This is a genomic window from Pseudomonas sp. ADAK7, from assembly GCF_012935675.1.
Lineage (GTDB): Bacteria > Pseudomonadota > Gammaproteobacteria > Pseudomonadales > Pseudomonadaceae > Aquipseudomonas.
Genome location: NZ_CP052861.1, coordinates 1,063,799 through 1,090,348 on the forward strand (window position 1 = coordinate 1,063,799; position 26,550 = coordinate 1,090,348).

The window sequence follows — 26,550 nt, forward strand, 5'->3', positions numbered from 1 at the left end:
CTGCCGCAGGCTGCGATCTTTTGGCGTCTGCAAGATCGCTGGTAAATCAAAAGATCGCAGCCTTCGGCAGCTCCTGCGGGGATAGGCGATCTTTTCTTGAAATGTTTATCGGGTTTTCGGGCCCTGGCCGAACGCCTCATCCACCTTGGCCAGGTCCTGGTCGTTCAATGTCCCGGCGTAGTAATGCAACTTGGTCCACGCCATCAAATAGTCATACCGCGCCTGGGCCAGGTCCCTTCGAGTGGTGAACAGCTGTTGTTCGGCATTGAGCGCATCAAGGTTGACCCGCTCACCGCCGAGGATGCTTTGCTTGGTCGACACCACCAGCGCTTCGGCGGAGACCAGGGCTTTTTGATAAGCCCGCAATTTGTTCACCCCCGACAAACAGGCGCTGAACTGGCGGCGCAGTTCGATCAGGGTTTCCCGGGTCTTGCCGTCCAGTTCGTACTCGGCCTGCTCCATGGTGCGGCTGGCCTGGCGGGTCATCGCCGAGACCCCGCCCCCGGCGTACAACGGCACGCTGACTTCGATGCCGATGGTGTTGGTGTCGTAGCGCTGGTTGTAGGTATTGCCGCTTTCCGATTCGTTCTGGCGTACCGAGGCGTAGGCGCTGACTTTCGGCAGGTGCCCGGCGCGGTTGCGTTCGACCTCGTAGCGCGCCACTTCCACGGCCTGGCGCTGGGAGGCCAGGTTCGGGTTGTTGGCCACGGCCATCTCGTGCCAGGTGTCGTAATTGGCCGGTTGCAGGGCGAAGGTCTGGAAGTTCTGGTCCAGTGGCGCCAGATCGCCGATGTTGACCGCCGGCACGCCAATCAGCGCGCCGAGCTCACGCAACGACGCGTCCTGTTCGTCACGGGCCTCGATTTCCTCGGCCGTGGCCAATTCATAGCGAGACTCGGCCTCAAGGATGTCGGTACGCGTGCCCTCACCCTGGCGGAACATATGTTCGTTCTGCTGGAACTGCTGTTCGAACGCCTTCTTCTTGGCCTGGGCAATGTCGATCTGGTCCTGGGCGAACAACGCTTTGGTGTAGTTCTCCAGCACCCGCACCAGCAATTCCTGGCTCTTGCCACGGAACGCTTCGTCGGCGAACAACGACTGCGCCACACCTTTGCGATACGACGCGTAGGCCTCGTAGTCGAGCAACGGTTGTTGCACCGTCAAGGTCGAGCCGTAGCTGCTGTAATTGCGGTCCTCGGTGAAGTCTGGACGCCCTTCGTTAATCTGCGTGACCTTGGAGGTGTTGCGCCCCTTGTTGTAGTTGTAACCCACTTTGGGCAACAGCCCGGCGCGGCCTATGATGCGGTTTTCCAGGCCGGCATCCCGTTCCTTGATGGCGCCGAGGAACACCGGGTCATTGCGCAACGCCTGTTCGTAGATTTCAAACGGCCCCAGGGCCATCGCACTGTTGCAGGTCAGCAACGCCAGGGCGGCCCCGAGCATGGAAAGCTTATTCATACAGCCGAACATCCTTATTCCTCGGTCAACGCGGAGTTTGCCCGGTCGAGCAGCGGCTTGAACAAATAGTTGAGGAGTGAACGTTCACCGGTGCGCACGAACATTTCCGCGGGCATGCCGGGCTTGATCACCAGTCCGTGGAGTTTTTCCATGGCCTGGTCACTGACGCTGCTGCGCAGCACGTAGTACGGCGCGCCGGTTTTTTCGTCGATCATCTGGTCGGCGGAAATCAGGCTGACTTCCCCCGGCACCCGCGGCGTGCGGCTCTGGTTGAACGCAGTGAACAGAATGTCCACCGGCAAGTGGGTGCCGACCTTGTCGATCAGGTTGACCGGCAGGTGACCTTCCACTTCCAGGGTGGTGCCTTGGGGGACGATTTCCAGCAGGGTTTCGCCCTGGCGCACCACCGCGCCTTCGGTGTGCACCCCGAGGTTGACCGCGATGCCATCGGCAGTGGCGATGATCTCGCGGTGTTGCAAATCGAACCCGGCGGAGGTCAGTTGCTCCTTCAGGGTCACGCTCTTGAGTTGCGCGTCGGCCAATTGAGTGCGGACTTCCTTCTGGTACTCCTCGATGTGCTGTTGCAACTTGAGTTTCGCTTCGAGGATGCCCTGCTCTACCCGGCCGCTTTCGCCGGTGTTCTCGGCCAACTGCTGCTGCACTTGCGACAACTGGCGCTGGTATTCCATCAACCGGTTGCGCGGGATGTAGCCGTTGTCGGCCAAGGGCTGGAGGTTGCTCAATTGCTGTTGCAACGAGCTGGCCTGGGCAGTCAGGTCGGTGCGCGCACGGCGCATGCCGGCCAGTTGCGCGCTAGCGCCTTCGATGTTGGCGCGCAGTCCGCCCTGCTCGCGGGCATAGGCTTCGCGGCGGCTGCTGAACAATTGGCGCTGGCCTTCGAGGACCAGGGCCAGGCGTGGATCGGCATCCTTGCTCAGCTCCGCAGGGAAATTCACCTGCTTGAGGTTGTCCCGTTCGCTCTCCCAGCGGGCGACGCTGGCCCAGGCCATGCGGTATTGCGCCTGCAGCGAATCGACGTCGGCGGCGGCCTGGGTCTGGTCGAGCTGGAACAGCGGCTGGCCTTGTTTGACCACCTGACCTTCGCGCACCAGGATCTGGCTGACCACGCCGTTGCCAATCGACTGCACGGCTTTGCGCTTGCCGGATACGACCACCGTGCCTTGCACCGGAATCCCTTGATCCAGTGGCGCGAGGCTGGCCCACGTGAAGAAACTGCCAGCGCCGACGATTGCCATAATCCAGCCCATGCGCGCGAAGAATCTGGCATCGCGTTCCGGGCGTTCGGCGATGTAGTCGTGTTCCATGCTGGCTTCGTTTTCAGTGTTCATGCGTGTGCTGCTCATACACCCGAATTCCTTGTCGTAGGCTGGTACTGCCGACTCATGCTGAGCCCGCCGGGTGCCTGTGGTGCCTTCTGTTCCTGATTCGCCGACGGGGTGCCGGACTGATTGCCAGAGAGCGCCTTGAGCACGTCCTGACTTGGGCCGAACGCCTGCAAGCGACCTTCGTTGAGCACCAGCAACTTGTCGGCCTGGGCCAGTGCGGATGAACGATGGGTCACCAGAATCACACTGGTGCCGTTGGCTTTCATGTGCGCAATGGCACCGGCCAGGGCTGCTTCGCCGACGGTGTCGAGGTTGGAATTGGGTTCGTCCAGCACCACCAGGCTCGGGTTGCCGTACAGGGCGCGGGCCAGGGCCACGCGCTGCTTCTGGCCGCCGGACAGACCGCTGCCGTCTTCCCCGAGCACGGTGTCGTAGCCTTGGGGCATGCGCAGGATCAGCTCGTGAACACCGGCGTGTTTGGCGGCCTCGACGACTTTCTGCGGATCGGCTTCACGGAACCGTGCGATGTTTTCCGCGATGCTGCCGCTGAACAGTTCGATGTCTTGCGGCAGATAGCCGATGTACGGGCCGAGGTCGTCACGGTTCCAGCGATGGATGTCCGCGCCGTCGAGCCGCACCGTGCCGCCGAGGGTCGGCCAGACACCGACCAGCACGCGGGCCAGGGTCGATTTGCCGGAACCGGAAGCGCCGAGCACGCCCAACACTTCGCCGGCGCCGAGACTGAAATTGACCATGTGCAAGGTCGCCGCGCGCTTACCCGGAGGGCCGGCGCTGACTTGCTCGAAACTGATCTGGCCTTTCGGCGCAGGCAGTGCCATGGCTTCATCGCTGGGCGGAAAGGCTTGCAGCAACGCGTCGAGACGACGGTAGGCGAGTTTGGCGCCACTCCACTGCTTCCACACGGCAATCAATTGATCGATCGGGCTGAGCACGCGGCCCATCAGGATCGATCCGGCGATCATCATCCCGGCGGTCATGTCGCCCTTGATCACCAGCAACGCGCCCAGCCCCAGCACCAGCGATTGCAGGCACAGGCGCAGGGTTTTGCTCACGGAACTGATGACAGCGCCGGTGTCGCTGGCCTGGTTCTGCAAGCCGAGAAACCGCGAATGCACCTGGAACCAACGCTTGCGCAAGACCCCAAGCATGCCCATGGCCTGGATGGTTTCGGCGTTATGCAGGTGACTGGTCGCCAATTGGCTGGACTTCTGGGAAAACCCTGCGGCTTCGCCCAACGGCTTTTTAGTCATGGCCTCGTTGAGGCAGGCCAGCCCGATCAGCAGCACGGCGCCGGCCGTGGCCAACACGCCCAGCCAGACGTTGAACAGGAAAATCACAAACAGGTACACCGGGAACCACGGCGCATCGAAGAAGGCGAACAGGGCCGGGCCGGTGACGAATTGGCGAATGTGGGTCAGGTCGCCGAGAGATTGCCCGGCGTTGCCCTCGCCTTTAAACAGATTGCGCTCGAACGCGGCCTGGTAGACCCGCAGGTTGAAACGGCGCTCCAGTTGGCTGCCGATGCGGATGACGATGAAACTGCGCACGATTTCCAGCAAGCCGATAAAGGCGAAGAAACCGACCACCATCAATGACAGCATCGCCAGGGTGGTTTCGTTTTGCGAAGACAGCACCCGGTCATACACCTGGAGCATATAAATCGACGGGACCAGCATCAGTACGTTGATGAGTGCGGTAAAACAACCGACGCTGATCAGGATGCTCTTATAGTCGCCCAGTGCCTTGAATAACGGTGCGGTGGCTGGGGCGTTCGCCATCTTCATTGAGTTTTCCTGGGATGATAGGCCTCGCCATTCTTTGGCGAGATTCAATTAACTGTCCGCACACGGGTCGAGACATTCTTTGCCAGTTATCGCTTACACATTAATAACAACTCTTTTTACTGTTGAAACAGTTGCCGTTATTAATGGGCTACTTATAACTGCACGATCGGGCTATATATCCAGCGTTCATCGTCCAACCCGTTTCTTGCTTAACGCGCGGCGCGTTCAAGCGTAATGATCAGGCCTGACTTCAACGTGCTTTTATAAAGCCCGTCACGCTGTCTGCTGAAAAACACAATTCTTGAGCCTTCCTTGCCGGTAATCGAGATGCCGTCGGGTTCCGGGAACCAGCCAATCGGCTGTTCTTCCAGCCACGCGCCAAGGCAATCGGCACCCTCGCCCAGGGTCTGTTTTTGTAGCAGGTCGATGACACAAACGTTCGATGGTTTGTCCTGCATTTTTTGCGATTGCGGGGTGTCTTGCGCTGTGTTCAACGTCGCTTGCCATTTGCCGGCAAGTTCTGAGGGGTCCGCCAGTTTCAGGCTGCTTGCCATGGCTACATCTCCAAAAAACATCATCAGCGTCGCCAATAGCCACGCGCTTGCTTTGTAGGTAAAGGCGTTATGGGTCATAGGACGTTTTACTCCGGCGTGTAGCCTTACCCACTACGGGCATCGATGCAAGGACAGAGCACGGCGCACCAGGCGCCGCGCTCCTTTTTGCCTTGAATCAGGCCACGATGTCCGTGGTGACTGCCTGGCCAACGGTACTGACGAGGAAATCAGCTACACCGTGCCCGGAGAAGTCCACCGACAACAGGCTGTTACCGCCCGAAGAGGTCAACACCGCATCGCCTGCCGCACCGGTGAACGAACTCACGAAGTGCAGGCCTGCGCCTTTGGTGATGCCAGTCAGGTCGATCTTGTCCAGACCACTGACAAAATCGAGGATCTGATCGGCTACACCTGGCTTGGAGTCAGTACTGGCGGCAAACACGAAGGTGTCCGAACCCGAACCGCCCCACAGCTTGTCCGCACCGCCCGCGCCGTAGATCAGGTCGTTGCCGGCACCGCCTTTCAGCTCGTTGGCCACGCTGTTACCGATCAGCAGATCATTGCCCGAACCGCCGATGGCATTCTCGATGATCGCGCCCTTGGCAATGGACACGTTACCTACCAGGCCGCCAACGTCGGAGAACGAGGCATCATTGAGGTTGATTTTCTGGTTCTGGGTAAAACCGGAGAAATCCAGGGTGTCCTTGCCGCCCGCATCCCAGACCGAGAACACGAGTTTATCGGCCGACGACGATGCGCTCAGGAAGTCACGACCGGCGTTGGAATTGAAGCCGTAGGTGGTGTCACCGGTACGGGTTTCCATGTTGGCGCCGTAGAGTTTCTGGATAGCCGCGATATCGTCCATCAGCGGGCCGGACGAATACGCTTCGACGCCACCCTTGCTGAAGTTCTGGCTGGTGTTGCTTTCACTCCAGTAGCTCATGACGCTGTAACCGCGGGTGTCCTGGCCGTAGGACGCGTCATTGTAGGTCGGGTTGCCTTCACCGGCGTTGTAGTCGCCAGGGTGGGCCAGGCCCAGGGTGTGGCCGATTTCGTGGGTCAGGGTTTGACGACCGTAGTTGCCCAGGCCCGGCGTCTTGTTGACGTCATAGCCACTGCCCGTCAAGTACCACGAAGTGCCGTCATAACCTGCGCCCGTGCCTGGCAGGTAGGCAAATGCTGCGGCGCCGTCCTGGCCACTGCTGTAGTTGCCAAAGGTCATGTGACCATCACCGCCCGTGGCCTTGTCGGCGAAGGTGACATTGGCCACATCCGCCCAGGATTGCATGGCGAGCACAGCCTGGGCTTTTTGCAGGGTGCTGAACTGGCTGAACCCGGAGATCCCGTGCTTGTTCATCGTGCTCGAGGACGCGGAGGTCAGGAACGTGTAGGTCAGTTCGATTTTGCCGCTGCCGTCCTTGTCCTGGTAGGCAGCGCCGTCCCGCAGCAGCTGGGTAGCTGCCTGGTCGACGGAGAAGGAGGGTTTGCCATTGACCGTGAGATTGCCGCCACGGTCATACTGATGGCTGAAGCTATTGATCTGGTTCCACGCAGAGCTGGTAGCCGCCAATGCGTTCAATGAATCAACAGCGTTGTCTTTTACTTTCGACATAAACACACTTCCTTGTTAAACAATGGAACAGTTTTTGTCCGATAGGACAATCTCTGGCGAGATCGTCCTATCACTCGCCCAATGAAGGCGAAAGAAAACTGACACAATTTGAAATCAACCGTCTAGTACTTTTTCGAGGTCAAATTGTTGTGTTCCGGCAAGTGCCCGGAAACAAGGGCTGCGGGGCCAGAATATAGTTTTGAGGGGGTTGTTTTTGACAGATTGTCTGACAACTTCATATTTAAATATTAAATATGGGTAGTTTGTTTTTTGTCGAAGGCGTCTCACTTTTCTGGACTTATTAATATGAGTGCCAGTGCATTGCCATCAACTAATTAAACATGCAGAGAACAATCGAGGTGAATGGTTCAGCGGCCGTTGCGCGCCCGAACGCAGGCTTCGCCAGCTGCTACAAAACCGCGTGTGCGCAGACCTTGTAGCCGCTGCCGAAGGCGGCGTTCGGCTGCGAAGCAGTCGCCTGTCAGTTGGCACCGAGATGAACGGTTCAGCGGCCGCTGCGCGCCCGAACGCAGGCTTCGCCAGCTGCTACAAAAAGCGCGGTGTGCGCAGACCTTGTAGCAGCTGCCGAAGGCGGCGTCCGGCTGCGAAGCAGTGCCTGTCAGTTGGCACCGAGATGAACGGTTCAGCGGCCGCTACGCGCCCGAACGCAGGCTTCGCCAGCTGCTACAAAAACCGCGGTGTGCGCAGACCTTGTAGCAGCTGCCGAAGGCGGCGTTCGGCTGCGAAGCAGTCGCCCGTCTGTTGGCACCGAGATGAACGGTTCAGCGGCCGCTACGCGCCCGAACGCAGGCTTCGCCAGCTGCTACAAAAACCGCGGTGTGCGCAGACCTTGTAGCCGCTGCCGAAGGCGGCGTTCGGCTGCGAAGCAGTCGCCTGTCAGTTGGCACCGAGATGAACGGTTCAGCGGCCGCTGCGCGCCCGAACGCAGGCTTCGCCAGCTGCTACAACAACCGCGGTGTGCGCAGACCTTGTAGCAGCTGCCGAAGGCGGCGTCCGGCTGCGAAGCAGTCGCCTGTCAGTTGGCACCGAGATGAACGGTTCAGCGGCCGCTACGCGCCCGAACGCAGGCTTCGCCAGCTGCTACAAAAAGCGCGGTGTGCGCAGACCTTGTAGCAGCTGCCGAAGGCGGCGTCCGGCTGCGAAGCAGTCGCCTGTCAGTTGGCACCGAGATGAACGGTTCAGCGGCCGCTGCGCGCCCGAACGCAGGCTTCGCCAGCTGCTACAAAACCGCGGTGTGCACAGACCTTGTAGCAGCTGCCGAAGGCGGCGTCCGGCTGCGAAGCAGTCGTAAAACGAGCGATGCGGTATATCAGAGCCAACACGCATCCCAAAGCGGGTAGTCATGAACTCGTGCAACGAGTCCCGCACGCACGGGATTGCAAACGACGTATCGCGCGAGCTCCTTCACATCGTCTTCCCTTCGAACCGCTCGGTCGTGATAACCCTTCTGCCACAACCGCCCTTGCCGCCCCAACGCCTGATTGACGGCCAAACTGCTACGAGACTTGATCCGACACATAACCTCGGCCAATGTTTTATCCCTTAGCTGTAGCAGGCAGTGCATATGATCCGGCATTACAACCCAAGTCAAAAAATCGACCCAACCTTCTTCCTGCGCCTCGCGCAGCTGCTTGACAACCAATCGACCCAGACGCCAATCAGCAAAAAACGGCTGTCGTTGGTCAACGACAGCCGTTATCAGGTAAATACGTCCGGGCTCGGAAAAGCGGCCAATGCGCAGAAGACCAGCATTCGTACAGAAAGGCATTCCATTGCCTCCTTACCTACTAAAAAGGAAGCCTGGAATCTACAACGTCGCCGCCAAACCCGATAAACACCAATAGCTACTAAATATGAACCCTCAACTCCCCGTCCGAATCTTGTTCCACACCCGCGTCCTAATCCGGTCAATGTTCAGCGGCATCGCCTCCAGCGCAAACAATTTCCCCATCATCTCCGGGCTCGGATAGACCTTGGTGTCGTTCTTGATCGCCGGATCGATCAGGCTATCGGCCTGTTCGTTGCCATTGGCGTAATGCACATAGTTGCTGATGCCGGCCATCACATCCGGGCGCAGCAGGTAGTTCATGAAGGCGTATCCGGCCTTGTCATCCGGGGCATCGGCGGGCATGGCGACCATGTCGAACCAGATGGCGGCGCCTTCCTTGGGAATGGCGTAGCCGATGTCGACGCCGTTCTTGGCTTCTTTCGCACGGGTTTCCGCTTGCAGGATGTCACCGGAGAAACCGACAGCCACGCAGATGTCGCCGTTGGCCAGGTCGCTGGTGTATTTGGAGGAGTGGAAATAACTCACGTAAGGCCGGACTTTGAGCAGCAACGCTTCGGCCTTTTTATAGTCTTCCGGGTTTTTGCTGTGGTGCGGCAGGCCCAGGTAGTTCAGGGCGGCCGGCAGCAGTTCCGGGCCGTTGTCGAGGATGGCCACGCCGCACTTCTGCAGTTTCGCCATGTTCTCGGGCTTGAAGATCAAGTCCCAGGAGTCCACCGGCGCGTTGTCCCCCAGCACCGCTTTGACCTTGGCGATGTTGTAGCCGATGCCGGTGCTGCCCCACAGGTACGGAAAGCCGTGTTCATTGCCCGGATCGTTGGTTTGCAAAGCCTTGAGCAGAACCGGATTGAGGTTTTTCCAGTTCGACAACTGGCTCTTGTCGAGCTTCTTCAAAGCCCCGCCCTGAATCTGCCGGGCCATGAAGTGGTTGGACGGGAACACCACGTCGTAGCCCGATTTGCCGGTCATCAACTTGCCGTCGAGGGTTTCGTTGCTGTCGTAGACGTCGTAGCTGAAACCGATGCCGGTTTCTTTCTGGAAGTTCTTGGTGGTGTCCGGGGCGATGTAGTCAGACCAGTTGTAAATCTTCACCGTTTCCGCCGCGTGGCTGAGGGTGGCGACGAGTGCAAGGGGCGCCAGGGCCAGTGTCTTTCGGATCATGAGTCGATTCCTGTATGGATGTTGTTATTGGCAGGCAATCAAAAGATCAAAATCAAAAAATCAAAACGTAGGTCTTGCGCACGGTTTCCTGGATATCCCAGATCCCGAGACTGTTGGCCGGTAACATCAGTGCATCGCCGCCTTCTATGTGCAAGGTTTCACCGTCGTCCGGGGTGAAGGTGCAGCGGCCCTGAATGAAGTGACAGAATTCCTGGGCGACGATCTGCCGGCGCCAGCGGCCGGGGGTGCATTCCCAGACGCCGGTTTCCACGCCGTCATCGCGCTCGACGCTGGTGGTCGAGGCTACGGCCACGGGCGTACCCAGCGGCACGGCGACGGGGCTGGATTCGTCCAGTTTCAGGGTTGCGGTGTTTTTGAACTGCGTAATGCTCATTGGAATACCCATCAATGTTTAGTGCATGAAACCTTCCATGAACCCCGCCACGCCGCTGGCCAACTTGCGGCGCCAGGGTGAGGTGGCCGGGTTGGCGAGGGTCTGGTCTTCGTGGACAAAGCTGCGAATGATCGCGTTGTAGCCGAGCCAACGGCAGGGTTCTGGCTCCCAGGCTCTCAGCGCATCGAGGCCACCCTGCGGAATCACCCACGGCTGGCGGACAAGGTCGGTATCGCGCTCCAGAATCAGATCGGCCAGGGTCCGTCCGCCCAGGTTGCTGGCACCAACACCCTCCCCGCCATAACCGCCGGACAAGGCGATGCCACTGGCCCGATCGCAGAGCATGTGCGGCTTGAAATGGCGGGACATGCCCAGGTTGCCGCCCCAGGCGTGGGTGATGCGCACGTTCTTCAACTGCGGGAACAGTTCGCTGAACAGATAGCGCCGCAACTCCACTTCACTGGTGGTCAGGTTGAAGTCATGGCGCAATTTGCCGGCGAACTGGTAGCCACCCCGCGCGCCAAACACCAGGCGATTGTCGGCAGTGCGCTGACCGTAAGTGACCTGGCGACTGGCTTCGCTGAAGGCCTGGCCCTGACTCAGGCCGATGTCGTCCCACGTCGCGGCGGACAGCGGTTCGGTGGCCACCAGCAGGCTTTGCACCGGCAACTGATAACGGCCTAACGGCGGCAGCGTGACCGAATAACCTTCTACCGCCGGCACCACCCAGCGACTGCAAACCTGGGCTTTGGCCGTGCGCAGGCTGCCGGACTGCCACTGGGTGACCGGGCTGTTCTCGTAGATCTTGACACCCATGCGTTCCACCGTCCGGGCCAGGCCTCGGACCAACTTTGCCGGATTGATGGTCGCGACGTGCGGTGCATAGATACCGCCATAAGGCTGGGCAACTCTGATCTGTTGCGCCAATTGCTCGGGGCTCAGCCAGCGGTAATCGTTTTCGGTCAGGCCTTGGCTATAGAGTTTGTCGAGGTAACTGCGCAGGCTGGTCTCCTGCTCGGGATAACGCGCCGCGCAATACAACACCCCGCCCTTGCGGTAATCGCAGTCGATGCCTTCGCGTTCGAGGACGATCTCCACCTCATCAGGAATGCTGTGCAGCAGATCAAACGAGGTACGGCGTTGTTCGGCCGGCAGATCGGCAAGCAAACGGTCTTCGCCCAGCAGGTTGCCCATCAGCCAGCCGCCATTGCGCCCGGACGCGCCAAACCCGGCGGTTTGCGCTTCGACGATGGCGATCTCCAGCCCCGGGGCCTGTCGTTTGAGGTAATAAGCGGTCCAGAGGCCGGTGTAACCCGCGCCGATGATGGCCACGTCGACGTCCAGGTCGTGCTCCAGGGCCGGCCGCGCCTGCAACGGCTCGTCGAGTTGATCCATCCATAAACTGATCCCGCGCCACGCCGACATACACCACTCCGCCACTCAAAACATCGATGGCGTCGATCCTAGTGCGTGACCTCAGAGACTGTCTTGCGCGCGTGCACGCAAAGAAATTTGTTTGACGTAGGCCTTGGGCGACTGGCCGGTGTGCTGGCGGAAACAGCTGTAGAACGCCGACAGCGAGTTGAAGCCTGCGGCAAAAGCCAACTCGTCGACCCGCAGTGGTGGCGTGGCCTTGTCCAGCGCCGCGAGCAAATGCTGCAACCGCGCCTGGTTGACGTAGCGGTAGAAGCTTTGCCCCAGCACCTGGTTCAGCAGGTAGGAAATCTGATTGCGGCTATACCCGCACTCCTTCGCCACCCGCTGCAAGTCGAGCTCGGGGTCCAGGTACGGTTGCTGGCGCTGGAAGTACTGCTGCAGGTCTTCAGCCATGAAACTCAGTTGTCGCGGCGACAAACCGAGCCGACTGGCCGCCGGACGCAAGTTATTGGTGGTTTTGCTGGCGGGTTGCTCGCGTACCAGGGAGGCGTATTCGTTGACGCGCCAGATCAAGCCGTCACGTACGGTGATTGCTTCGCTGGAGCGGAACGACACCAACCCGTCGGTGCCGCGCAGGGTCATCTGGTATTGAATGAACGCCGTGTTGCCGTCCAGCCGGATACGGTCCGAGTGCTCCAGCGCTTCGTCAGGCTTGCGCGGCATGCTGTCACGTACGTACTCGCGCAGTTCGTCGAGCCCCATCACGCGGTTCTGGAAAAAGTCGCTGTACTGGATGTCCGGGTGATAAAGGGCCATGACGCCGTCCAGGTCCCGGTGTTTCCAGCACAAGTGGTAGCGCATGACCGTTTCGCCCGTGGCCTGGGTTTGCAGCGGGCCATCATCATCGGCGTGCATAAAGGGCTCGGCGAAAAAAGCCGAGCTTGCCCAAGTTCCGCGTTGGCTTCAATGCCCAATCGATACTGGCGTTTTGGCGATAAAAACCGGCGACGTGACCCATATCAAAAAAAATTGAACCAATCGCCAAACGGACTGAAAAAATCCACATGGTTTTCACATCTGGATGCTACTTTTAAAGGCATCCAACGGTTGAACCAATGAAGGTTCTACCCCTCCTCACATGAGCTAAAGGAAGCGCTCGATGACTAAGGCGGGCAACACATGAACAAAGGGACATTCAGCAAGGTCACTTTTCCCAACGCCTGCCAGCTGATGCGCTGGCATTTTCATCCCATGGGTTTCGAGGCGAGCATGGACGCGCCGGGCAGCATGATTGCCCGTCTGTTTGACCGTGCCAGTGGCGAAACCATGATCGCCATCGCCGGCATCCCCTGCGCGACCGTGATGAATGCGGCGGATGTAGAACGAATAATCGAAGCCGTCGAAGATGAGCTGGAAGCGTTTATACCGCCGGTTGCGCTTCGAAGTTATGCCTGAAGTCGCTTCGCCTGGCAAAAAGCCCACAGGATGTGGGCTTTTTTATGCGCGATCGATCCGCCATCACGCCGATTTTTTACCTTGCCGATGATCCGTGAAGAACGCCTTGCCCTGAACGACCTTGTCCGACGCCTTCGGCATATTGACGGCTTGGGTGTCCTGGGCATCGACATACCAATAGCAATGACTTACCGCCCGGGTAATGCCGACATAGGCCAGCCGCAGAATTTCGTCTTTCTGCGCACTGTCATACGCTTCGCTGTCGCCAGCCTTGCCAAGCCCCGCCATGCGATACACCTGGTTTTTGTAGGGCGAACTGGTCAGGTGCTGGCAATCACCGAGCAAGAACACCGCGTCCGCCTGAAGCCCCTTGGCGCTGTGATAGGTCAGTTGCTTGAGGCGTCGAGCTTCGTACGGCAAGCTAGAATCCACATTAACTACAGACTGAATATGCTGCTCTATCAATGATTTATCGCTACTTTTTCGATAAAGCATCAGGATCGAATCGCCTTTTCTGTAGTGCTCCATCAGCCGCTGCGCCATGCCCTGATCGTCGCGATCCAGCACATTGACCGGCTGCAACGCCTTGGGCTCGCCACTGGCCTTGGCCTTCTTGCCGGGGATGGCCGGCGCGGCCCGCACGATGTGTTCGGCGGCATCGATGATGTGCTGATGGCTGCGGTAGTTGTCGCTGAGCATCACCCGGGTCGTGGCTGGCGATGGGAATTCCTTGTTGAACTCCATGAAGTACGTCGGCGAACTGCCGCGCCAGCCGTAGATCGACTGCCAATCATCGCCGACGCAGAGCAGCGACGAACGCTGCGCGCCGCGCCCGACATGCATCGCCGGGCCACGGCTACGGATTTCGGCCAGGCTGGCGCGAATCCAGGAAACGATCTGCGGCGATACGTCCTGAAATTCGTCGATCATCAGGTGCGACAGCGGTCTGAGCAGCTCATCACTCAACAGCTTGAGATTTTCCGGTGAATGTTCGCTGAACAGGGCGAACATGCGGTTGTAGGTCATTACCGGGGGCTTTTGATCGAGCAAGTGGTCTTCCAGCGCACGCCAGAAGAGACTCAGGGCCTCGAAGAAAAACCGGTCCGGATCGTCCTTGGCAAAATTCATCCGGCCCACGGCATCCGGAACGTCCAGGCCCAGGTTCTCGATAAACCCGGCGGCGGCGACAAAACTGTCCAGTAAGGGCGCTGAAGCCAACTCGCCCTTGACCTTGTAATCGAAGCCCGGCCCAGCGCTGGCATCCCCGGCAAGGGAAGCCAAAACGCGCTTCGAAGACTCGTAACTATCCAACCATATCAATGGCTTACGACAGAAAGCTTGAAACAGGGTGCGCTTCACAGCCCACTCGGCGCGAACCGTCAGCTTGGCATTCGGGCGGCTGACCTGCGGGTTCTCCCGAGGATCGAAACCCAAAACCACCCAAGCGTCCAGGGACGGAATATAGCCATGACAATGGAACGTCGAGCCGTTGATATCGAACGTCTGGCGGTTGGGTTCGATGCCCTTGATCGGCCAGGCACCAGCGCGAAACCACAGGTCTTCTATCGTGTCGCAGAGCTCTTCGTCGCGCTTGGCCGCCAGTTCGGTCACCGCCATGCGTTTCTGCACGTCCGGGTGATCGCGCTCCAGCTCCTTGAGCTGTAAGGCGTGGCGGGACAAGGGCTGGATCAGCTCACGGAATCGTTCGTTGCGGGTGAACAGTGAGTGATAGCAGGCGTTGAGTTGCTGGCGCTGGGCGTCATTGATGCGCAGGTCGAATGGGTTGCTGTCGACCTCATCGTCGCCGTTTTGCGTACGATGACTGAGGTTTTCAAAGGCTTGCAGGCGTTCGAACCCCGGCAAGCTGCGGACCATCGGCAGAATCCGCGAGTGGAAGGTGCGCACCAGGTCCCGCGCTTCTTTCAGGCTGAGTGCCCGGCCCCACAGGGCAAACAATTCGATCAGCTTATTAATGAAGTCCTTGCGCGACTCGCGGGTGAAGGTGACTACGGTCATCGAGCTCAGTTCGAAACCCAAGTAGTGCGTCAGCAGCAGAATGCGCAGCACCAAGGTCGTCGACTTACCCGCGCCCGCCCCGGCGATCACCGAAGTCGACGGGGTATCGCTGAAGATCATCTTCCATTGCGCGACGCTGGGCTGGGCGTGCGCTGGCAGCAATCGCGCGACGTCGGCCTTCATGCCCTTCCTGATCTCGGCCGTTAGCGGCAGGCGCCAGTCATCGAACAGATTGTCGTCGACATTCGGCGCACGGTGCTCGGTGGAGCGCGAATCTCGGATCAACAACACCTGCCGGCCTTCTTCCAGCCCCTCAGCCCTGCCTTCCTTGAACCCGTAATCCACCCCGGCGCTGTGCCCGCTGCGGAAGCCGTCGGCTTGCCCGTGCAGCCACGACGCACGGTGTTGCGCGCGCATTTGAGTCAAGCCGTAGCCGAAAAACCGCGCGGCGAGGCGCTTGAGCAAAGGCATCTCGGACAGGGGACGAAGTTCAGGAGGAAGATCGGGGGTGTGTTGCGGCACGCGGACGGACTCCAGGGTGTGAGGCTGTTGAGGGCTATGGTGTCTGCATTTGCCATTTTGTTCTAGTGAAATGCTTACAGGTCATTGGCTTATGCGATGAAGTGAAGGCTGGGTGAGACTATTTCGAGGTCTTTTAATATCAATCTATTCGATTGTTTTAAGGCATTTTTTACGCTTTTTATCGATTATCGCCTGATAGATGATGCACGCCATCAACCACCGGTTCTTGTTTCGTGGCTCAGGCGCACCGCCCCATGACGAACCTTTTCAGGAGACGATCATGCTTGAACTCAGACCTTTCAATACCTTGGGCGGCGCCCACCATGGCTGGTTGGATGCCCATCACCACTTTTCGTTCGCCGAGTACCACGACCCCAAACGCATGAACTGGGGCAACCTGCGAGTGTGGAACGATGACGTGATTGCCGCTGGCACGGGCTTTCCACAGCACCCGCACCGCGACATGGAAATCATCACCTATGTGCGTGAAGGTGCGATCACCCACCAGGACAATCTCGGCAACAAGGGCCGCACCGAAGCGGGCGATGTGCAAGTCATGAGCGCCGGCACCGGGATCGCTCACAGCGAATACAACCTTGAATCCAGCGAAACCCGGATCTTCCAGATCTGGATCATCCCCAACGAGGCCGGTTCGGCACCATCCTGGGGCGCCAAGCCGTTCCCGAAAGGCCAGCGCGAAGGTTTTGTGACCCTGGCCAGCGGCAAGGAAGGCGATGATCAAAGCCTGCGGATTCGCGCCGATGCGCGGTTGGTGGCGGCAAATCTGAAAGCCGGGGAATCGGCGGAATATCGTCTGGACAACGGGCGCCGTGCGTATCTGGTTCCGGCCACTGGAGTGATTGAAGTCAATGGCTTGCGGGCACAAGCTCGAGACGGTGTCGCGGTCGCCGATGAGCAGGTGTTGCGGGTGACGGCGATTGAGGACAGTGAGATTGTGTTGGTGGATTTGGCGTAAGTGCCAGGCAAAAAAATGGGCGACCTTTTGGTCGCCCTTTTTTTGGTTCGAGATCTTCTGCGTCCATGCTGACGCCTTCGCGGGCAAGCCTCGCTCCTACAGGGTCAGTGTCGATCACATGATCTGTGGTCGATTACGCCCCCTGTAGGAGCAAGGCTTGCCCGCGATGGGGCCCTCGATCACTTCGCGGAAATAGCGCCATCCACCAACGTCTGGGCCTCAGCCACCAACTGCTTGAGATGCTCGTCGCTGACGAAGCTTTCCGCATAGATCTTGTAGATGTCTTCGGTGCCCGACGGACGCGCCGCAAACCAGCCGTTCTCGGTCATGACTTTCAAGCCGCCGATGGCCTGGTCGTTGCCCGGCGCATGGCTGAGGATGCTCTGGATCGCTTCGCCAGCCAGTTGGGTCGAGGTCACTTGTTCCGGGGACAACTTGCTCAGCAGCGCTTTCTGCTCAGGGTTGGCCTTGGCATCGACCCGTACCGAGAACGGCTCGCCCAGCTCATCCGTCAGGGCGCGATAGGCCTGGCTTGGGTCGCGACCGGTGCGTGCGGTCATTTCTGCCGCCAACAAGGCCGGGATCAGACCGTCCTTGTCGGTGCTCCAGACGCCGCCGTCCTTGCGCAGGAACGAGGCGCCAGCGCTCTCTTCGCCGCCAAAACCCAGGGAACCGTCGAACAAGCCGTCGGCGAACCATTTGAAGCCGACCGGCACTTCGTACAGGCGACGACCCAGGCGCTTGGCCACGCGATCGATCAAGCCACTGCTGACCACGGTTTTACCCACGGCGGCATCGGCACGCCAGTGCGGGCGATTCTGGAACAGGTAGTCGATGGACACCGCGAGGTAGTTGTTCGGCGCCAACAGGCCACCGGACGGGGTAACGATGCCATGACGGTCATGATCCGGGTCGCAGCCGAAGGCCACGTCGAAGCGATCTTTCAGACCGATCAACCCTTGCATGGCGTGGGTGGACGATGGGTCCATGCGGATCTGGCCATCCCAATCGACGGTCATGAAGCGGAACGTTGGATCGACCTGGGTGTTGACCACTTCCAGATCGAGGCGGTAATGCTCGGCAATCGCCGACCAGTAGCGCACCCCTGCTCCGCCCAGCGGATCGACACCCAGGTGCAGCTTGGCGTCGCGAATGGCGTCGAAGTCGATCACGTTGATCAGGTCGGCGACATAGGTGTTGAGGTAGTCGTGACGATGGGTGGTGCTGGCCTTCAGTGCCTGCTCGTAACTGATGCGCTTGACGCCAGCCAGCTTGTTGCCCAGCAGCTCGTTGGCCTTGGCTTCGATCCACTTGGTGATGTGGGTATCGGCCGGGCCACCGTTGGTTGGGTTGTATTTGTAGCCGCCGCTTTGTGGCGGGTTGTGGGACGGCGTAATGACGATACCGTCCGCCAGGCCCGAGGTGCGGCCACGGTTGTAGCAAAGAATCGCATGGGAAATGGCCGGGGTCGGCGTGTACTCGTCGCCTTCGGCGATCATCACGGTGACGCCGTTGGCCGCCAGCACTTCGAGGGCGCTCGCACCGGCCGGGGTCGACAGCGCATGGGTGTCGATGCCGACAAACAGTGGGCCGTCAATGCCCTGGGCCTCACGGTACAGGCAGATGGCCTGGCTGATCGCCAGAACGTGCCACTCGTTGAAACTCAAGTCGAACGAGCTGCCTCGGTGACCGGACGTGCCGAAGGCAACGCGCTGGGTAGAGATGGCGGCATCAGGCTGGCCGGTGTAATAGGCCGTAACCAGTCGCGGGATGTCGACCAACAATTCTGCCGGTGCCGGTTTGCCCGCAAAAGGACTGATTGTCATGCAAAACCTCTAGATAGAGTGGTTCAGGAATAGGAACGCAGTTTACTGGCAGTTTGACCGCAGCGCGATGGTAACGATCCGGGCCATCAACGACGTTTTTTAACCTGGCTCAATCAACCGACTCCAGACGCAGCGCATCCCCCAGCAAACCCAGGGCAACTCCCGGATCATGATCACCACTGAATGTATGACTCAGGCGCAAGTGCTGACCGTACAGGCCTTGCAGGCTGAACAGCTCGCCCGGTGCAATCACCACCTGTTGCTTGAGCAAACGCCGGAACACCCGGCGCACATCGACCTGACGCAACGAGCGCGCCCAGATCGTCGCCCCGCCCTGCGGCTCCACCAGTTGCAAGGCATCGCCCAGGCGCTCGTGCAAGAGCTGGGTCATCTGCATCTGGCGTTCCTTGAGCAAGCGCCTGAGTACTTGCAGGTGCTGGTCGATACGTCCATTGCTGTACAGACGTGCGATGGCTTTCTGGCGAATCGGCGACAGGCGAAAAGCGCGCAGCAAAAAATGCCGCTGCAACTCATCACCCAGGGGGCGCGAGAGCAGATAGCCGTAGGGTGCCTCCGGCCCGAGGAATTTCTCGAAGGTGGAGAACACGATCAGCCGGTCAGGGTCCAGAAGTTCACGAAACTTCGGGCCGTCGGGCTCGAAACCCAGTTCGCCATGACTATCGTTTTCCAACACCCAACTGCCATGCCGCGCCAACAGCCGGGCGATTGACTGTCGGTTGTCATCCGGGATCCGGCTACCGCGTGGCATGCTCAGCCCTGACGACAGCACGACCAGCCGCACCGGCCGGGTCTCCAGCACATCCTTGAACTGGTCCGGGTCCAGCGCGCCGCAGGCTTGCAACGGCAACTCGACCACCCGCACACCCGCCGCCTCGAACAAGCGCAGAATGACCCAGTCGCAGGGCGACTCGACCACCACGGTGGTGCCCTTGAGACCGAGGACGGCGATCAGTATTTCCAGCACCCCTCGCAGGTCGGCGCCGATGTACACCTCATCGGCATGCCAGCAACGCGCCGGTGACGTGGTGTAGCGCGCCGCGAGGGCCGTGCGCAGTTCCAGCTCGCCGCAGGGTTGCGCCGCCAATGTCGGCTGACGCGGGTATTGGCGCAGCAACTCCCGCTCCAACATCAGTAAAGGGCTGTCCAGCGGCTGCAACAAGGCCGGCTCATCGGCGCTCAACACCAGCATTTCCGGACGCCGTGCATTGGCATAGACACACTCAAGCAAATCATTGCCGCTGGTCAGTGGACCAATGGCAGTAACCGGCAGGGAGTAATAGCCGGACTTGGCTACCGAGTAGACCCTGCCCTCCTTCTCCAGCAACGAATAAGCGTACTGGATGGTTGAGATCGACACATTCAGGCGCACCGCCAACTGCCTTAATGAAGGCAAGCGAATGGGGGTACCGCAGCCCGGCTTGTGGATGAGGTGCGTCAGGTATCGGTAAACCGCCTGGTAAGCAAAATCGGTTTCTCTGGGTCCTTTCATCGGTAATGACCCGGCACGGTGCGAACATGTCTTTCAGCGGTTGCGGATCGCGGCAGCCCTTGCACCGTCAATGCCCCGCGGACAATTCACCAACCACGGCAGTGTCATCCTTGTGCAGGTCTTCGGCGCAACTGCCCGCCTCTACCGTCACCGGTTTCATGCGATAAAGCGTGCCGATCAGGCTGACCGGCAAGCCGCTGACATCGACCATCCATTGCACCACCTGTTCGGGCACCTGATAGCCCTGCATCGCCTTGTGCAAGTCCGGCATCGCCACCAGCATGCCGGGGTGGCAACTGCGCAGGAAGCGCTCCAGCCCTGCACCACCATCGATAAAGGGTGAAAACAGCAGGCAGATCAGTTGGGCCTCGGTCAACCCAAGGGTTTTTTGCGCCTCGGTCGCCGCCAGCAAGCGCTGTTCGCCCAGGGTGGCCGGGTTACCGAACGCTTCCAGAGCCAGTTCGCAAATACGTTCCGGCACCTGCTTGCGACGCATCATCACCAAGGCTCGCTGCAAGTACTCGGCGACCCCGCTTTCGTAGCTTTGCCCCGAGACAAAGCACGCCTGCAGCCCCCGCAGGTGCGCGGCAATCGCAGGGCTGACGTATTCGTTATCGCTCAGGTGCGCGGCCATTTCGTCGGACCGTACACCCAGGAAGTCGGTGAGCAGAGGCCAGCGCTCTTCCAGTTTGCCGACGATCATGTCGTGAATGTCGAGATTGGTGGTGCGACGGCAGGCTTCGAATCGGTCCATCGGGCGCCAGGCTGCGTACCCGTGGCCGAAATAGAACTCGCGGTAGTAGTCGCCGCCCAGCTCATCGAGCATGGCAAACAACGCCTCGAAGCCAGAGGGATTGCAGTTCAAGGTCCCAAGGCCGGCCTTTTGCGCTGCTCGCCTCAATCCGTCGAGAAACTGCTTCTGTTGGCGCGGCGTTTCGCTGCTGATCAAGGCATCGACGCCGTTATCCCAGCGAGCAATTTGCCCGTAGAACTCGCCGGTGCTCAGGTAGCCGTCATCCCATAGATCGAGCGGACCGTCCCAGGTCCGGCGGTGGCCGACCATCAATAGATTGAGCCGATTCGACTCGTGCCCGGCCTTGGAGATAGGGACCAAGTGGTCGAATGGCAGGACTTCGCGGTTATCCACCATCAACAGTTCGACCCGGGGATCGTCGTAGAGGAACAAAGCCGCGCTGCTGCGGTGGATATTGTCCAGCGCTGTCGAGCAGGTCCCGTTCAGGCGCAAGGTCGCCACGCGCAGCTGGAAGGTCGCCGGTGCACGGCTGGCGATACTCAGTTGTGCAGCACGCAGCAATGCCAGGGTGTAGCAACTGTCCAGTGTCCCGGACTGAATCGACATTATCTTGAAATCGCCGATTCGCTCCATCCCCCCGGCGGCCACCACCAGACGCTGAATCATAAGCTGCAATGCGGTGCGCTCGGCACGCGAGAAAAAACTCAGCAGCCTTTGCAGTACTTGTTGATAAACATAGTTCATTGCCTGATCGTGGATTGTCGTCATCAGTGTTTTACCTGGTATTCGGAAGTTCGTTGTCACGCAAACAGTGTTAAACACTGCGCGACCGATTCTCGGTGATGAAGTGCTGGATCCTGTCATAAAATGCTAGCACTTGAATTTGAGTAATTATTTGAAATGTTTGCACTCTGCCTATACCCAGGCGACAGCCACCTCCTCGCAAAGCCCCGCAGGGCAAGGCTCTTTAGGTTGGCCCTGACTTCCTAGGAAACTTCTGACAGCGTCCCACAGACATTGAGTACAAAAAATAGAGAAAGAGATCACTGATATATTGTTGATAATTAGCCGATACAACACCGGCCCATCGCCAGCCACGCAACTGCATTGATTAATATCAATTGAACGCCCACTCATGACTCGTTCCTTGAGATGAAAGTAATCATTCAATTATCAGGGCTTATATGATGATTAGAAGATACAGATCGAAGGCAAAAACCGGTTCAGTTGCTCAAATACGCCAGCCAGAAACGACGATGCCCTCGGTGCGGGGAGCACCGAGGGCATCGGGGGACTGCTTGAAGGGTGTTACGCAGGCTCGACCTGAAGGGCGACCCGTTCGCGGCATGGGCATTCGTCCATGTAGCGGTGGGCTTCGACAAACTCGGCAAACGGGAAGACCCGAGTCTTGAGCGGCAGCAGCACGCGGTCGGCGGTCAGCTGATTGATGTCGCGCAACGCTCGTTGCAACGCCACCTGGTCCTGAACGATACCCAGCTCCGGCTTGCCGGTGAAGTTACCGATGCAGTGCACGAAGAACTGAATGTTCTTCTGGAACGCCGCACAGGCCGGGAATGGCGTCTGGTTGCCACCTTGCAGGCCGTAGAGCACCAGGCTGCCACGGGGTGCGAGCACGTCGCCGAGCAGTGACATCTGTGGCCCGCCGAGACCGTCGAACACCACGTCGACGCCACGGTTGTCGGTGATTTTGTTGATCTGCATCAGCAGATCCTGTTCTTCGGTGACGATGACTTTCTCGGCGCCGAGGGACAGCAGGTTTTCACGCTCTTCTGCAGTCTTGGTCGCGGCGATCACCCGTACACCCAAGGCTTTGCCCAGTTGTACGAAGGACGGCCCTGCGCAATGGCTTGCGTCGGTCACCAGGGCGAACTGACCGGGTTTGACCCGCGCCAGATCGACGTAGGCAAAGTAGGCGATCAGCAGCGGCGTGTAATGCACGCTGGCCTCGATCGGGCTGAGCACGTCCGGGTACCGGGTCAGTGCCGAGCGCGGCAGAACAATCTGTTCGCCGTAGACCGGATAATCGTTAGGGCTTTCTGCCGGGAAGCTGGCGACCTTGTCACCCACCGCCAGGTCGTCGACACCGTCGCCGACCGCCGTCACGACACCGGCCATTTCATGGCCAAGGCCTGAAGGCAGACGAGCGTGGGACGACGCCAGGTTCTGGCGCCAGAGAATGTCGTACCAGCTGATGCCGATTGCTTCGACGCGCACCTGCACTTCACCTGGTGCAGGCAGAGCGGCCGCATGCTCTTCGCATTTGAGCACCTCGGCTGGACCAAACTTGTGAAAACGGATCGTGCGGGACATCGCAAACCTCGTCAAAGTAACCTCTAATGCCCTGAACTCTATCTGGGCTTTCTACCCAAGACCATCAGTGGCTATTAATAGTCGACATGCCTGTCATTGATTCCGCAGCGCCGGCGACATCATCAAATGCCGTAAAAACCGAAGCAACCATTTAAGTAAAAAGTGAATTACACGGTGCAGAGTAGCAGCCTTTGCCCGTAAGATTCATGCCGGCCATTGTTCTCATATGGCCGCTCACGTCAAGTTTGCTGACTCTGCCAGGACTCCAGATGAATCGTAATGACCTGCGTCGTGTCGACCTGAACCTGTTGATCGTATTCGAAACACTGATGCACGAACGCAGCGTGACCCGCGCGGCGGAAAAACTGTTCCTCGGCCAACCCGCCATCAGTGCGGCGCTCTCGCGTCTGCGCGGGTTGTTCGACGACCCGTTGTTCGTGCGCACCGGCCGCAGCATGGAGCCTTCCGCCCGGGCGGTGGAGATCTTCGCCCTGCTCTCCCCGGCCCTGGACTCGATTTCCACAGCGGTCAGCCGTGCGGCGGAATTCGATCCGGCCACCAGCACCGCGGTGTTCCGCATCGGCCTGTCGGACGACGTGGAATTCGCCTTGCTGCCCATGCTGCTCAAACGCCTGCGCGCCGAATCACCGGGTATCGTGCTGGTGGTGCGGCGGGCCAACTACATTCTGATGCCGAGCTTGCTGGCCTCCGGCGAAATCTCGATCGGCGTCAGCTACACCGCCGACCTGCCGGCCAACGCCAAGCGCAAGGTACTGCGCCGCAGCATGCCGAAGCTGTTACGGGCCGATACCGTGCCCGGGCCGCTGAGCCTCGACGACTTCTGCGCACGACCTCATGCGCTGGTGTCATTCGCCGGCGACCTGAGTGGCTTTATAGATGAAGAACTCGAGAAGCTTGGGCGCAAGCGCCATGTGGTGCTCGCCGTGCCGCAGTTCAACGGTCTGAGCACGCTCATCAGCGGCACTGATATTGTCGCCACCGTGCCGGACTACACCGCTGAAGCCTTGACTGCGGCTGGCGGTGTCCGGGCTGAAGACCCGCCGCTGCCGACGCGCAGTTTTGAACTGCACATGGCCTGGCGCGGGTCGCAGGATAACGATCCGGGCGAGCGTTGGTTGCGGTCCAGGATCCAGATGTTCTTCGGGGACCCGGACAGTCTCCAATAGCAGTGCCTGATTGCCGCGAAAAAACACAGGGAAGCGCTGTAAAGTTATTCCAGGCCCGGTCGATAAACGGGCGGGTATTCAGCATTCGAAGTTAAGGACAACAATGACAATGGTATTTTGTCGCGCATGCGCCAAGGAAATTCACGAGACGGCCCCAGCGTGCCCCCAATGCGGAGCGAGCCAACCAGTTGCCCTGGCGGCAACCCCTGGCATCGGTTCACCGTGGCTGGCCATCCTCTCGCTGATATTGGGCATCATCTGCTTACTCACCCTGCTTGATGACTCCGAATGGGATAGAGATACCGTCGTCGGCATGAGCACTTTTTCCGTCGCCGGTCTCGTTTGCGGGATCATCAGCATCAACCAGAAAAAACCAGGAAATAACTTGGCAATCGCCGGCGTTATCTTGTCGGCTATTGCGACGCTTGTTTTCATCGGACTGTCATTAGACTAATTTTAGGGAAAAAATATGAGCATGGTTTTTTGTCGTGGTTGTGCCAAGGAAATCAGTACCCTGGCCAAAGCCTGTCCGCAATGCGGCGCGCCGCAAGCGAGCGAGCAAGCCTTTACAGCGCCAAACGCTGGTGCGGCGCAAGGTAATCCTTACATTGAAGTATTGAAGAAATATGCTGTGTTCAGCGGCCGCGCAAGCCGCCGGGAATACTGGATGTTTATTCTGATCAACGTTGCGATCGGTATCGGCTTCATGGTTATCGACGCCTTGTTGGGCACCAAAGGGATCCTCAACAATATTTATAGCCTGGCAGTGTTCCTCCCGGGTCTCGGTGCGGCCATTCGCCGGATGCACGACACTGATCGCAGTGGCTGGTGGATCTTGCTGCCGATCGTGAACATTGTTTTCCTGGCCCAGGACAGCACCCCTGGCGTCAACCGCTTCGGTCCGAACCCTAAAGGGATCAACTGAAGTCAGTGACGAAACGCTAATCGAGACGGCCGCAATGGCCGTCTCTTTGTTTGAGCCGTTGACAACACTTTCAATCCGTCCGACCTTTGCATTCCCCGCAACACAGATTTGTCATCAACCCAATTGATAGCACCCTAACGAAAGGCGCATGCTAGAGGGCTTGCTTCGCGCTTATATCATTCCGAATGATAGTTACCTTTGCCTCATTCGATTCGTGCGATACAACATCGCCGAGCATCATCCGTCCATTCTTAATACATTGGCGGATGCATCCATGGAACAGTCACTCAAACATTTGCGCTTCCCGTTGGCCTTGTTGGCCGTGCTGGTGATGAGCGCTTGCGGCAAGGCTCCTGAGACCGCCGCCACCATGCCCGCGGCCAAGGTCAGCGTGGCGAAGGTGCTGGAGCAACCTGTCAACGAGTGGGACGAATTCACCGGACGCCTCGAAGCACCGGAAACCGTAGAAATTCGTCCACGGGTCTCCGGCCAGATCGATGAAGTCGCTTTCACTGAAGGCGCATTGGTCAAAAAAGGCGACGTGCTGTTCCAGATCGACCCCCGCCCCTTCCAGGCCGAGGTTCGCCGCCTCGAATCGCTGGTCGCCCAATCCCGCGCCAACGCCACCCGCAGCGAAAACGAAGCCCAGCGCGGCGAACGCCTGCGCACCAGCAACGCGATTTCCGCCGAACTGGCCGATTCGCGCACCAGCGCTTCGCAAGAAGCCCGCGCTGCCGTCGGCGCCCTCCAGGCGCAACTGGACCTGGCCAAACTGAACCTGAGCTTCACCCGCGTGACGTCGCCAATCAGCGGCCGCGTCAGCCGTGCGGAAATCACCGCCGGTAACCTGGTGACCGCCGATACCACCGCGCTCACCAGCGTCGTCTCCACCGACAAGGTCTACGCCTACTTCGACGCCGACGAGCGTGTGTTCCTCAAATACACCCAGCTCGCGCGCCAGGGCAAACGCGGCGCTACCACTCCGGTGTACCTCGGCCTGTCCAACGAAGACGGCAACCCGCATCAGGGCGTGATGAACTTCGTCGACAACCAGGTCAACCCGAAGACCGGCACCATTCGCGGTCGTGCGGTGTTCGATAACGCTGACGGTCAGTACACCCCCGGTCTGTATGCACGCCTGAAACTGGTCGGCAGCGGCACCTACTCCGCTGTGTTGATCAACGACGAAGCAGTCGGTACCGACCTGGGTAAAAAGTTCGTGCTGGTGATGGATGCCGACAACAAGACCGTGTACCGCTCGGTCGAGCTGGGTCCGAAGATCGAAGGCCTGCGCATCGTGCGCAGCGGCCTGAACAAGGACGACACCGTCATCGTCAAGGGTCTGCAACGGGTTCGTCCGGGTTCGCCGGTCACCCCTGAAGTGATCCCGATGGCCACCAAGGAAACCCTCGCCGCTCTGGCTCAACAACGACAAGCGCTGGAAGCCAGCAACCTGCCCCAAGTCGCACCTGCCAAGGTCGCGCCGGGTGCGGTTGTGAAACTGGCTGCTGCGACCCCACGCGGTTAAGGGATC

Annotated in this window: 21 protein-coding genes; 6 read left to right on the forward strand and 15 right to left on the reverse strand. The window is 59.4% G+C overall.

Annotated features, from left to right (window positions below; genetic code table 11):
* Positions 1-105: 105 nt before the first annotated feature.
* The 10 genes from HKK53_RS04725 to HKK53_RS04770 all read right to left on the reverse strand — a co-directional run bounded on the left by HKK53_RS04725 (position 106) and on the right by HKK53_RS04770 (position 12,429).
* A complete protein-coding gene (locus HKK53_RS04725) occupies positions 106-1,470 on the reverse strand; it encodes a TolC family outer membrane protein (RefSeq protein ID WP_169369765.1) in 1,365 nt (454 codons plus the stop codon).
* 2 nt (positions 1,471-1,472) lie between these two features.
* Positions 1,473-2,822: an HlyD family type I secretion periplasmic adaptor subunit gene (locus HKK53_RS04730; RefSeq protein WP_169369766.1), complete on the reverse strand. Its 1,350-nt coding sequence runs from the start codon at positions 2,820-2,822 to the stop codon at positions 1,473-1,475.
* Positions 2,819-4,609 carry a type I secretion system permease/ATPase gene (locus HKK53_RS04735; protein WP_169369767.1) on the reverse strand — a complete coding sequence of 597 codons (1,791 nt, stop codon included), beginning with the start codon at positions 4,607-4,609 and terminating at the stop codon, positions 2,819-2,821. Before HKK53_RS04735 ends, HKK53_RS04730 begins: the two co-directional genes overlap by 4 nt.
* A gap of 209 nt (positions 4,610-4,818) precedes the next feature.
* A complete protein-coding gene (locus HKK53_RS04740) occupies positions 4,819-5,241 on the reverse strand; it encodes an AprI/Inh family metalloprotease inhibitor (RefSeq protein ID WP_169369768.1) in 423 nt (140 codons plus the stop codon).
* 97 nt (positions 5,242-5,338) lie between these two features.
* A complete protein-coding gene (locus HKK53_RS04745; RefSeq protein WP_169369769.1) occupies positions 5,339-6,775 on the reverse strand; it encodes a serralysin family metalloprotease in 1,437 nt (478 codons plus the stop codon).
* Between the two features lie 1,330 nt (positions 6,776-8,105).
* Positions 8,106-8,564: an REP-associated tyrosine transposase gene (locus HKK53_RS04750; RefSeq protein ID WP_169369770.1), complete on the reverse strand. Its 459-nt coding sequence runs from the start codon at positions 8,562-8,564 to the stop codon at positions 8,106-8,108.
* A gap of 93 nt (positions 8,565-8,657) precedes the next feature.
* Positions 8,658-9,743, reverse strand: a complete 1,086-nt coding sequence (locus HKK53_RS04755) for a polyamine ABC transporter substrate-binding protein (protein ID WP_169369771.1) — start codon at positions 9,741-9,743, stop codon at positions 8,658-8,660.
* A gap of 52 nt (positions 9,744-9,795) precedes the next feature.
* On the reverse strand, positions 9,796-10,137 hold the full coding sequence (locus HKK53_RS04760) for a cupin domain-containing protein (protein ID WP_169369772.1): 342 nt from the start codon (positions 10,135-10,137) through the stop codon (positions 9,796-9,798).
* An 18-nt stretch (positions 10,138-10,155) separates the two neighbouring features.
* The gene (locus HKK53_RS04765; protein WP_169369773.1) at positions 10,156-11,562 is read right to left on the reverse strand and encodes an NAD(P)/FAD-dependent oxidoreductase; all 1,407 of its coding nucleotides are present in this window, start codon (positions 11,560-11,562) and stop codon (positions 10,156-10,158) included.
* 51 nt (positions 11,563-11,613) lie between these two features.
* Positions 11,614-12,429, reverse strand: a complete 816-nt coding sequence (locus tag HKK53_RS04770; protein ID WP_169369774.1) for a helix-turn-helix domain-containing protein — start codon at positions 12,427-12,429, stop codon at positions 11,614-11,616.
* 264 nt (positions 12,430-12,693) lie between these two features.
* Here HKK53_RS04770 and HKK53_RS04775 point away from each other — a divergent pair, with 264 nt between their 5' ends.
* Positions 12,694-12,969, forward strand: coding sequence for a DUF1652 domain-containing protein (locus tag HKK53_RS04775; RefSeq protein WP_133839770.1), 276 nt, complete (start codon positions 12,694-12,696; stop codon positions 12,967-12,969).
* A gap of 63 nt (positions 12,970-13,032) precedes the next feature.
* On the opposite strand, the gene HKK53_RS04780 is transcribed toward HKK53_RS04775, so the two are convergent.
* Positions 13,033-15,507 carry a UvrD-helicase domain-containing protein gene (locus HKK53_RS04780; protein ID WP_169369775.1) on the reverse strand — a complete coding sequence of 825 codons (2,475 nt, stop codon included), beginning with the start codon at positions 15,505-15,507 and terminating at the stop codon, positions 13,033-13,035.
* A gap of 280 nt (positions 15,508-15,787) precedes the next feature.
* Between HKK53_RS04780 and HKK53_RS04785 the strand changes: the two genes are divergently transcribed.
* Positions 15,788-16,483, forward strand: a complete 696-nt coding sequence (locus tag HKK53_RS04785) for a pirin family protein (RefSeq protein ID WP_169369776.1) — start codon at positions 15,788-15,790, stop codon at positions 16,481-16,483.
* A 179-nt stretch (positions 16,484-16,662) separates the two neighbouring features.
* On the opposite strand, the gene pgm is transcribed toward HKK53_RS04785, so the two are convergent.
* The 4 genes from pgm to HKK53_RS04805 all read right to left on the reverse strand — a co-directional run bounded on the left by pgm (position 16,663) and on the right by HKK53_RS04805 (position 22,904).
* Positions 16,663-18,309: a phosphoglucomutase (alpha-D-glucose-1,6-bisphosphate-dependent) gene (gene pgm, locus HKK53_RS04790; protein WP_169369777.1), complete on the reverse strand. Its 1,647-nt coding sequence runs from the start codon at positions 18,307-18,309 to the stop codon at positions 16,663-16,665.
* A gap of 109 nt (positions 18,310-18,418) precedes the next feature.
* Complete coding sequence (locus tag HKK53_RS04795) at positions 18,419-19,819, reverse strand: aminotransferase-like domain-containing protein (protein WP_169369778.1); 1,401 nt, start codon at positions 19,817-19,819, stop codon at positions 18,419-18,421.
* Between the two features lie 67 nt (positions 19,820-19,886).
* Positions 19,887-21,341: a hypothetical protein gene (locus HKK53_RS04800; RefSeq protein ID WP_169369779.1), complete on the reverse strand. Its 1,455-nt coding sequence runs from the start codon at positions 21,339-21,341 to the stop codon at positions 19,887-19,889.
* Between the two features lie 540 nt (positions 21,342-21,881).
* On the reverse strand, positions 21,882-22,904 hold the full coding sequence (locus HKK53_RS04805; protein WP_169369780.1) for a zinc-dependent alcohol dehydrogenase family protein: 1,023 nt from the start codon (positions 22,902-22,904) through the stop codon (positions 21,882-21,884).
* A gap of 269 nt (positions 22,905-23,173) precedes the next feature.
* Between HKK53_RS04805 and HKK53_RS04810 the strand changes: the two genes are divergently transcribed.
* The 4 genes from HKK53_RS04810 (at position 23,174) to mexE (ending at position 26,544) form a co-directional block, all read left to right on the forward strand.
* On the forward strand, positions 23,174-24,091 hold the full coding sequence (locus HKK53_RS04810; protein ID WP_169369781.1) for a LysR family transcriptional regulator: 918 nt from the start codon (positions 23,174-23,176) through the stop codon (positions 24,089-24,091).
* A gap of 103 nt (positions 24,092-24,194) precedes the next feature.
* The gene (locus tag HKK53_RS04815) at positions 24,195-24,545 is read left to right on the forward strand and encodes a DUF4190 domain-containing protein (RefSeq protein ID WP_169369782.1); all 351 of its coding nucleotides are present in this window, start codon (positions 24,195-24,197) and stop codon (positions 24,543-24,545) included.
* 15 nt (positions 24,546-24,560) lie between these two features.
* The gene (locus HKK53_RS04820) at positions 24,561-25,016 is read left to right on the forward strand and encodes a DUF805 domain-containing protein (RefSeq protein ID WP_169369783.1); all 456 of its coding nucleotides are present in this window, start codon (positions 24,561-24,563) and stop codon (positions 25,014-25,016) included.
* A 274-nt stretch (positions 25,017-25,290) separates the two neighbouring features.
* Positions 25,291-26,544, forward strand: coding sequence for a multidrug efflux RND transporter periplasmic adaptor subunit MexE (gene mexE, locus HKK53_RS04825; protein ID WP_169369784.1), 1,254 nt, complete (start codon positions 25,291-25,293; stop codon positions 26,542-26,544).
* The last annotated feature ends 6 nt before the right edge of the window (positions 26,545-26,550 follow it).

Coding starts and splice junctions, on each gene's coding strand:
- HKK53_RS04725 (WP_169369765.1), bottom strand. CDS start 1,470: ATGTTCGGCTGTATGAATAAGCTTTCCATGCTCGGGGCCGCCCTGGCG.
- HKK53_RS04730 (WP_169369766.1), bottom strand. CDS start 2,822: ATGAGCAGCACACGCATGAACACTGAAAACGAAGCCAGCATGGAACAC.
- HKK53_RS04735 (WP_169369767.1), bottom strand. CDS start 4,609: ATGAAGATGGCGAACGCCCCAGCCACCGCACCGTTATTCAAGGCACTG.
- HKK53_RS04740 (WP_169369768.1), bottom strand. CDS start 5,241: ATGACCCATAACGCCTTTACCTACAAAGCAAGCGCGTGGCTATTGGCG.
- HKK53_RS04745 (WP_169369769.1), bottom strand. CDS start 6,775: ATGTCGAAAGTAAAAGACAACGCTGTTGATTCATTGAACGCATTGGCG.
- HKK53_RS04750 (WP_169369770.1), bottom strand. CDS start 8,564: ATGCCTTTCTGTACGAATGCTGGTCTTCTGCGCATTGGCCGCTTTTCC.
- HKK53_RS04755 (WP_169369771.1), bottom strand. CDS start 9,743: ATGATCCGAAAGACACTGGCCCTGGCGCCCCTTGCACTCGTCGCCACC.
- HKK53_RS04760 (WP_169369772.1), bottom strand. CDS start 10,137: ATGAGCATTACGCAGTTCAAAAACACCGCAACCCTGAAACTGGACGAA.
- HKK53_RS04765 (WP_169369773.1), bottom strand. CDS start 11,562: ATGTCGGCGTGGCGCGGGATCAGTTTATGGATGGATCAACTCGACGAG.
- HKK53_RS04770 (WP_169369774.1), bottom strand. CDS start 12,429: ATGCACGCCGATGATGATGGCCCGCTGCAAACCCAGGCCACGGGCGAA.
- HKK53_RS04775 (WP_133839770.1), top strand. CDS start 12,694: ATGAACAAAGGGACATTCAGCAAGGTCACTTTTCCCAACGCCTGCCAG.
- HKK53_RS04785 (WP_169369776.1), top strand. CDS start 15,788: ATGCTTGAACTCAGACCTTTCAATACCTTGGGCGGCGCCCACCATGGC.
- pgm (WP_169369777.1), bottom strand. CDS start 18,309: ATGACAATCAGTCCTTTTGCGGGCAAACCGGCACCGGCAGAATTGTTG.
- HKK53_RS04795 (WP_169369778.1), bottom strand. CDS start 19,819: ATGAAAGGACCCAGAGAAACCGATTTTGCTTACCAGGCGGTTTACCGA.
- HKK53_RS04800 (WP_169369779.1), bottom strand. CDS start 21,341: ATGACGACAATCCACGATCAGGCAATGAACTATGTTTATCAACAAGTA.
- HKK53_RS04805 (WP_169369780.1), bottom strand. CDS start 22,904: ATGTCCCGCACGATCCGTTTTCACAAGTTTGGTCCAGCCGAGGTGCTC.
- HKK53_RS04810 (WP_169369781.1), top strand. CDS start 23,174: ATGAATCGTAATGACCTGCGTCGTGTCGACCTGAACCTGTTGATCGTA.
- HKK53_RS04815 (WP_169369782.1), top strand. CDS start 24,195: ATGACAATGGTATTTTGTCGCGCATGCGCCAAGGAAATTCACGAGACG.
- HKK53_RS04820 (WP_169369783.1), top strand. CDS start 24,561: ATGAGCATGGTTTTTTGTCGTGGTTGTGCCAAGGAAATCAGTACCCTG.
- mexE (WP_169369784.1), top strand. CDS start 25,291: ATGGAACAGTCACTCAAACATTTGCGCTTCCCGTTGGCCTTGTTGGCC.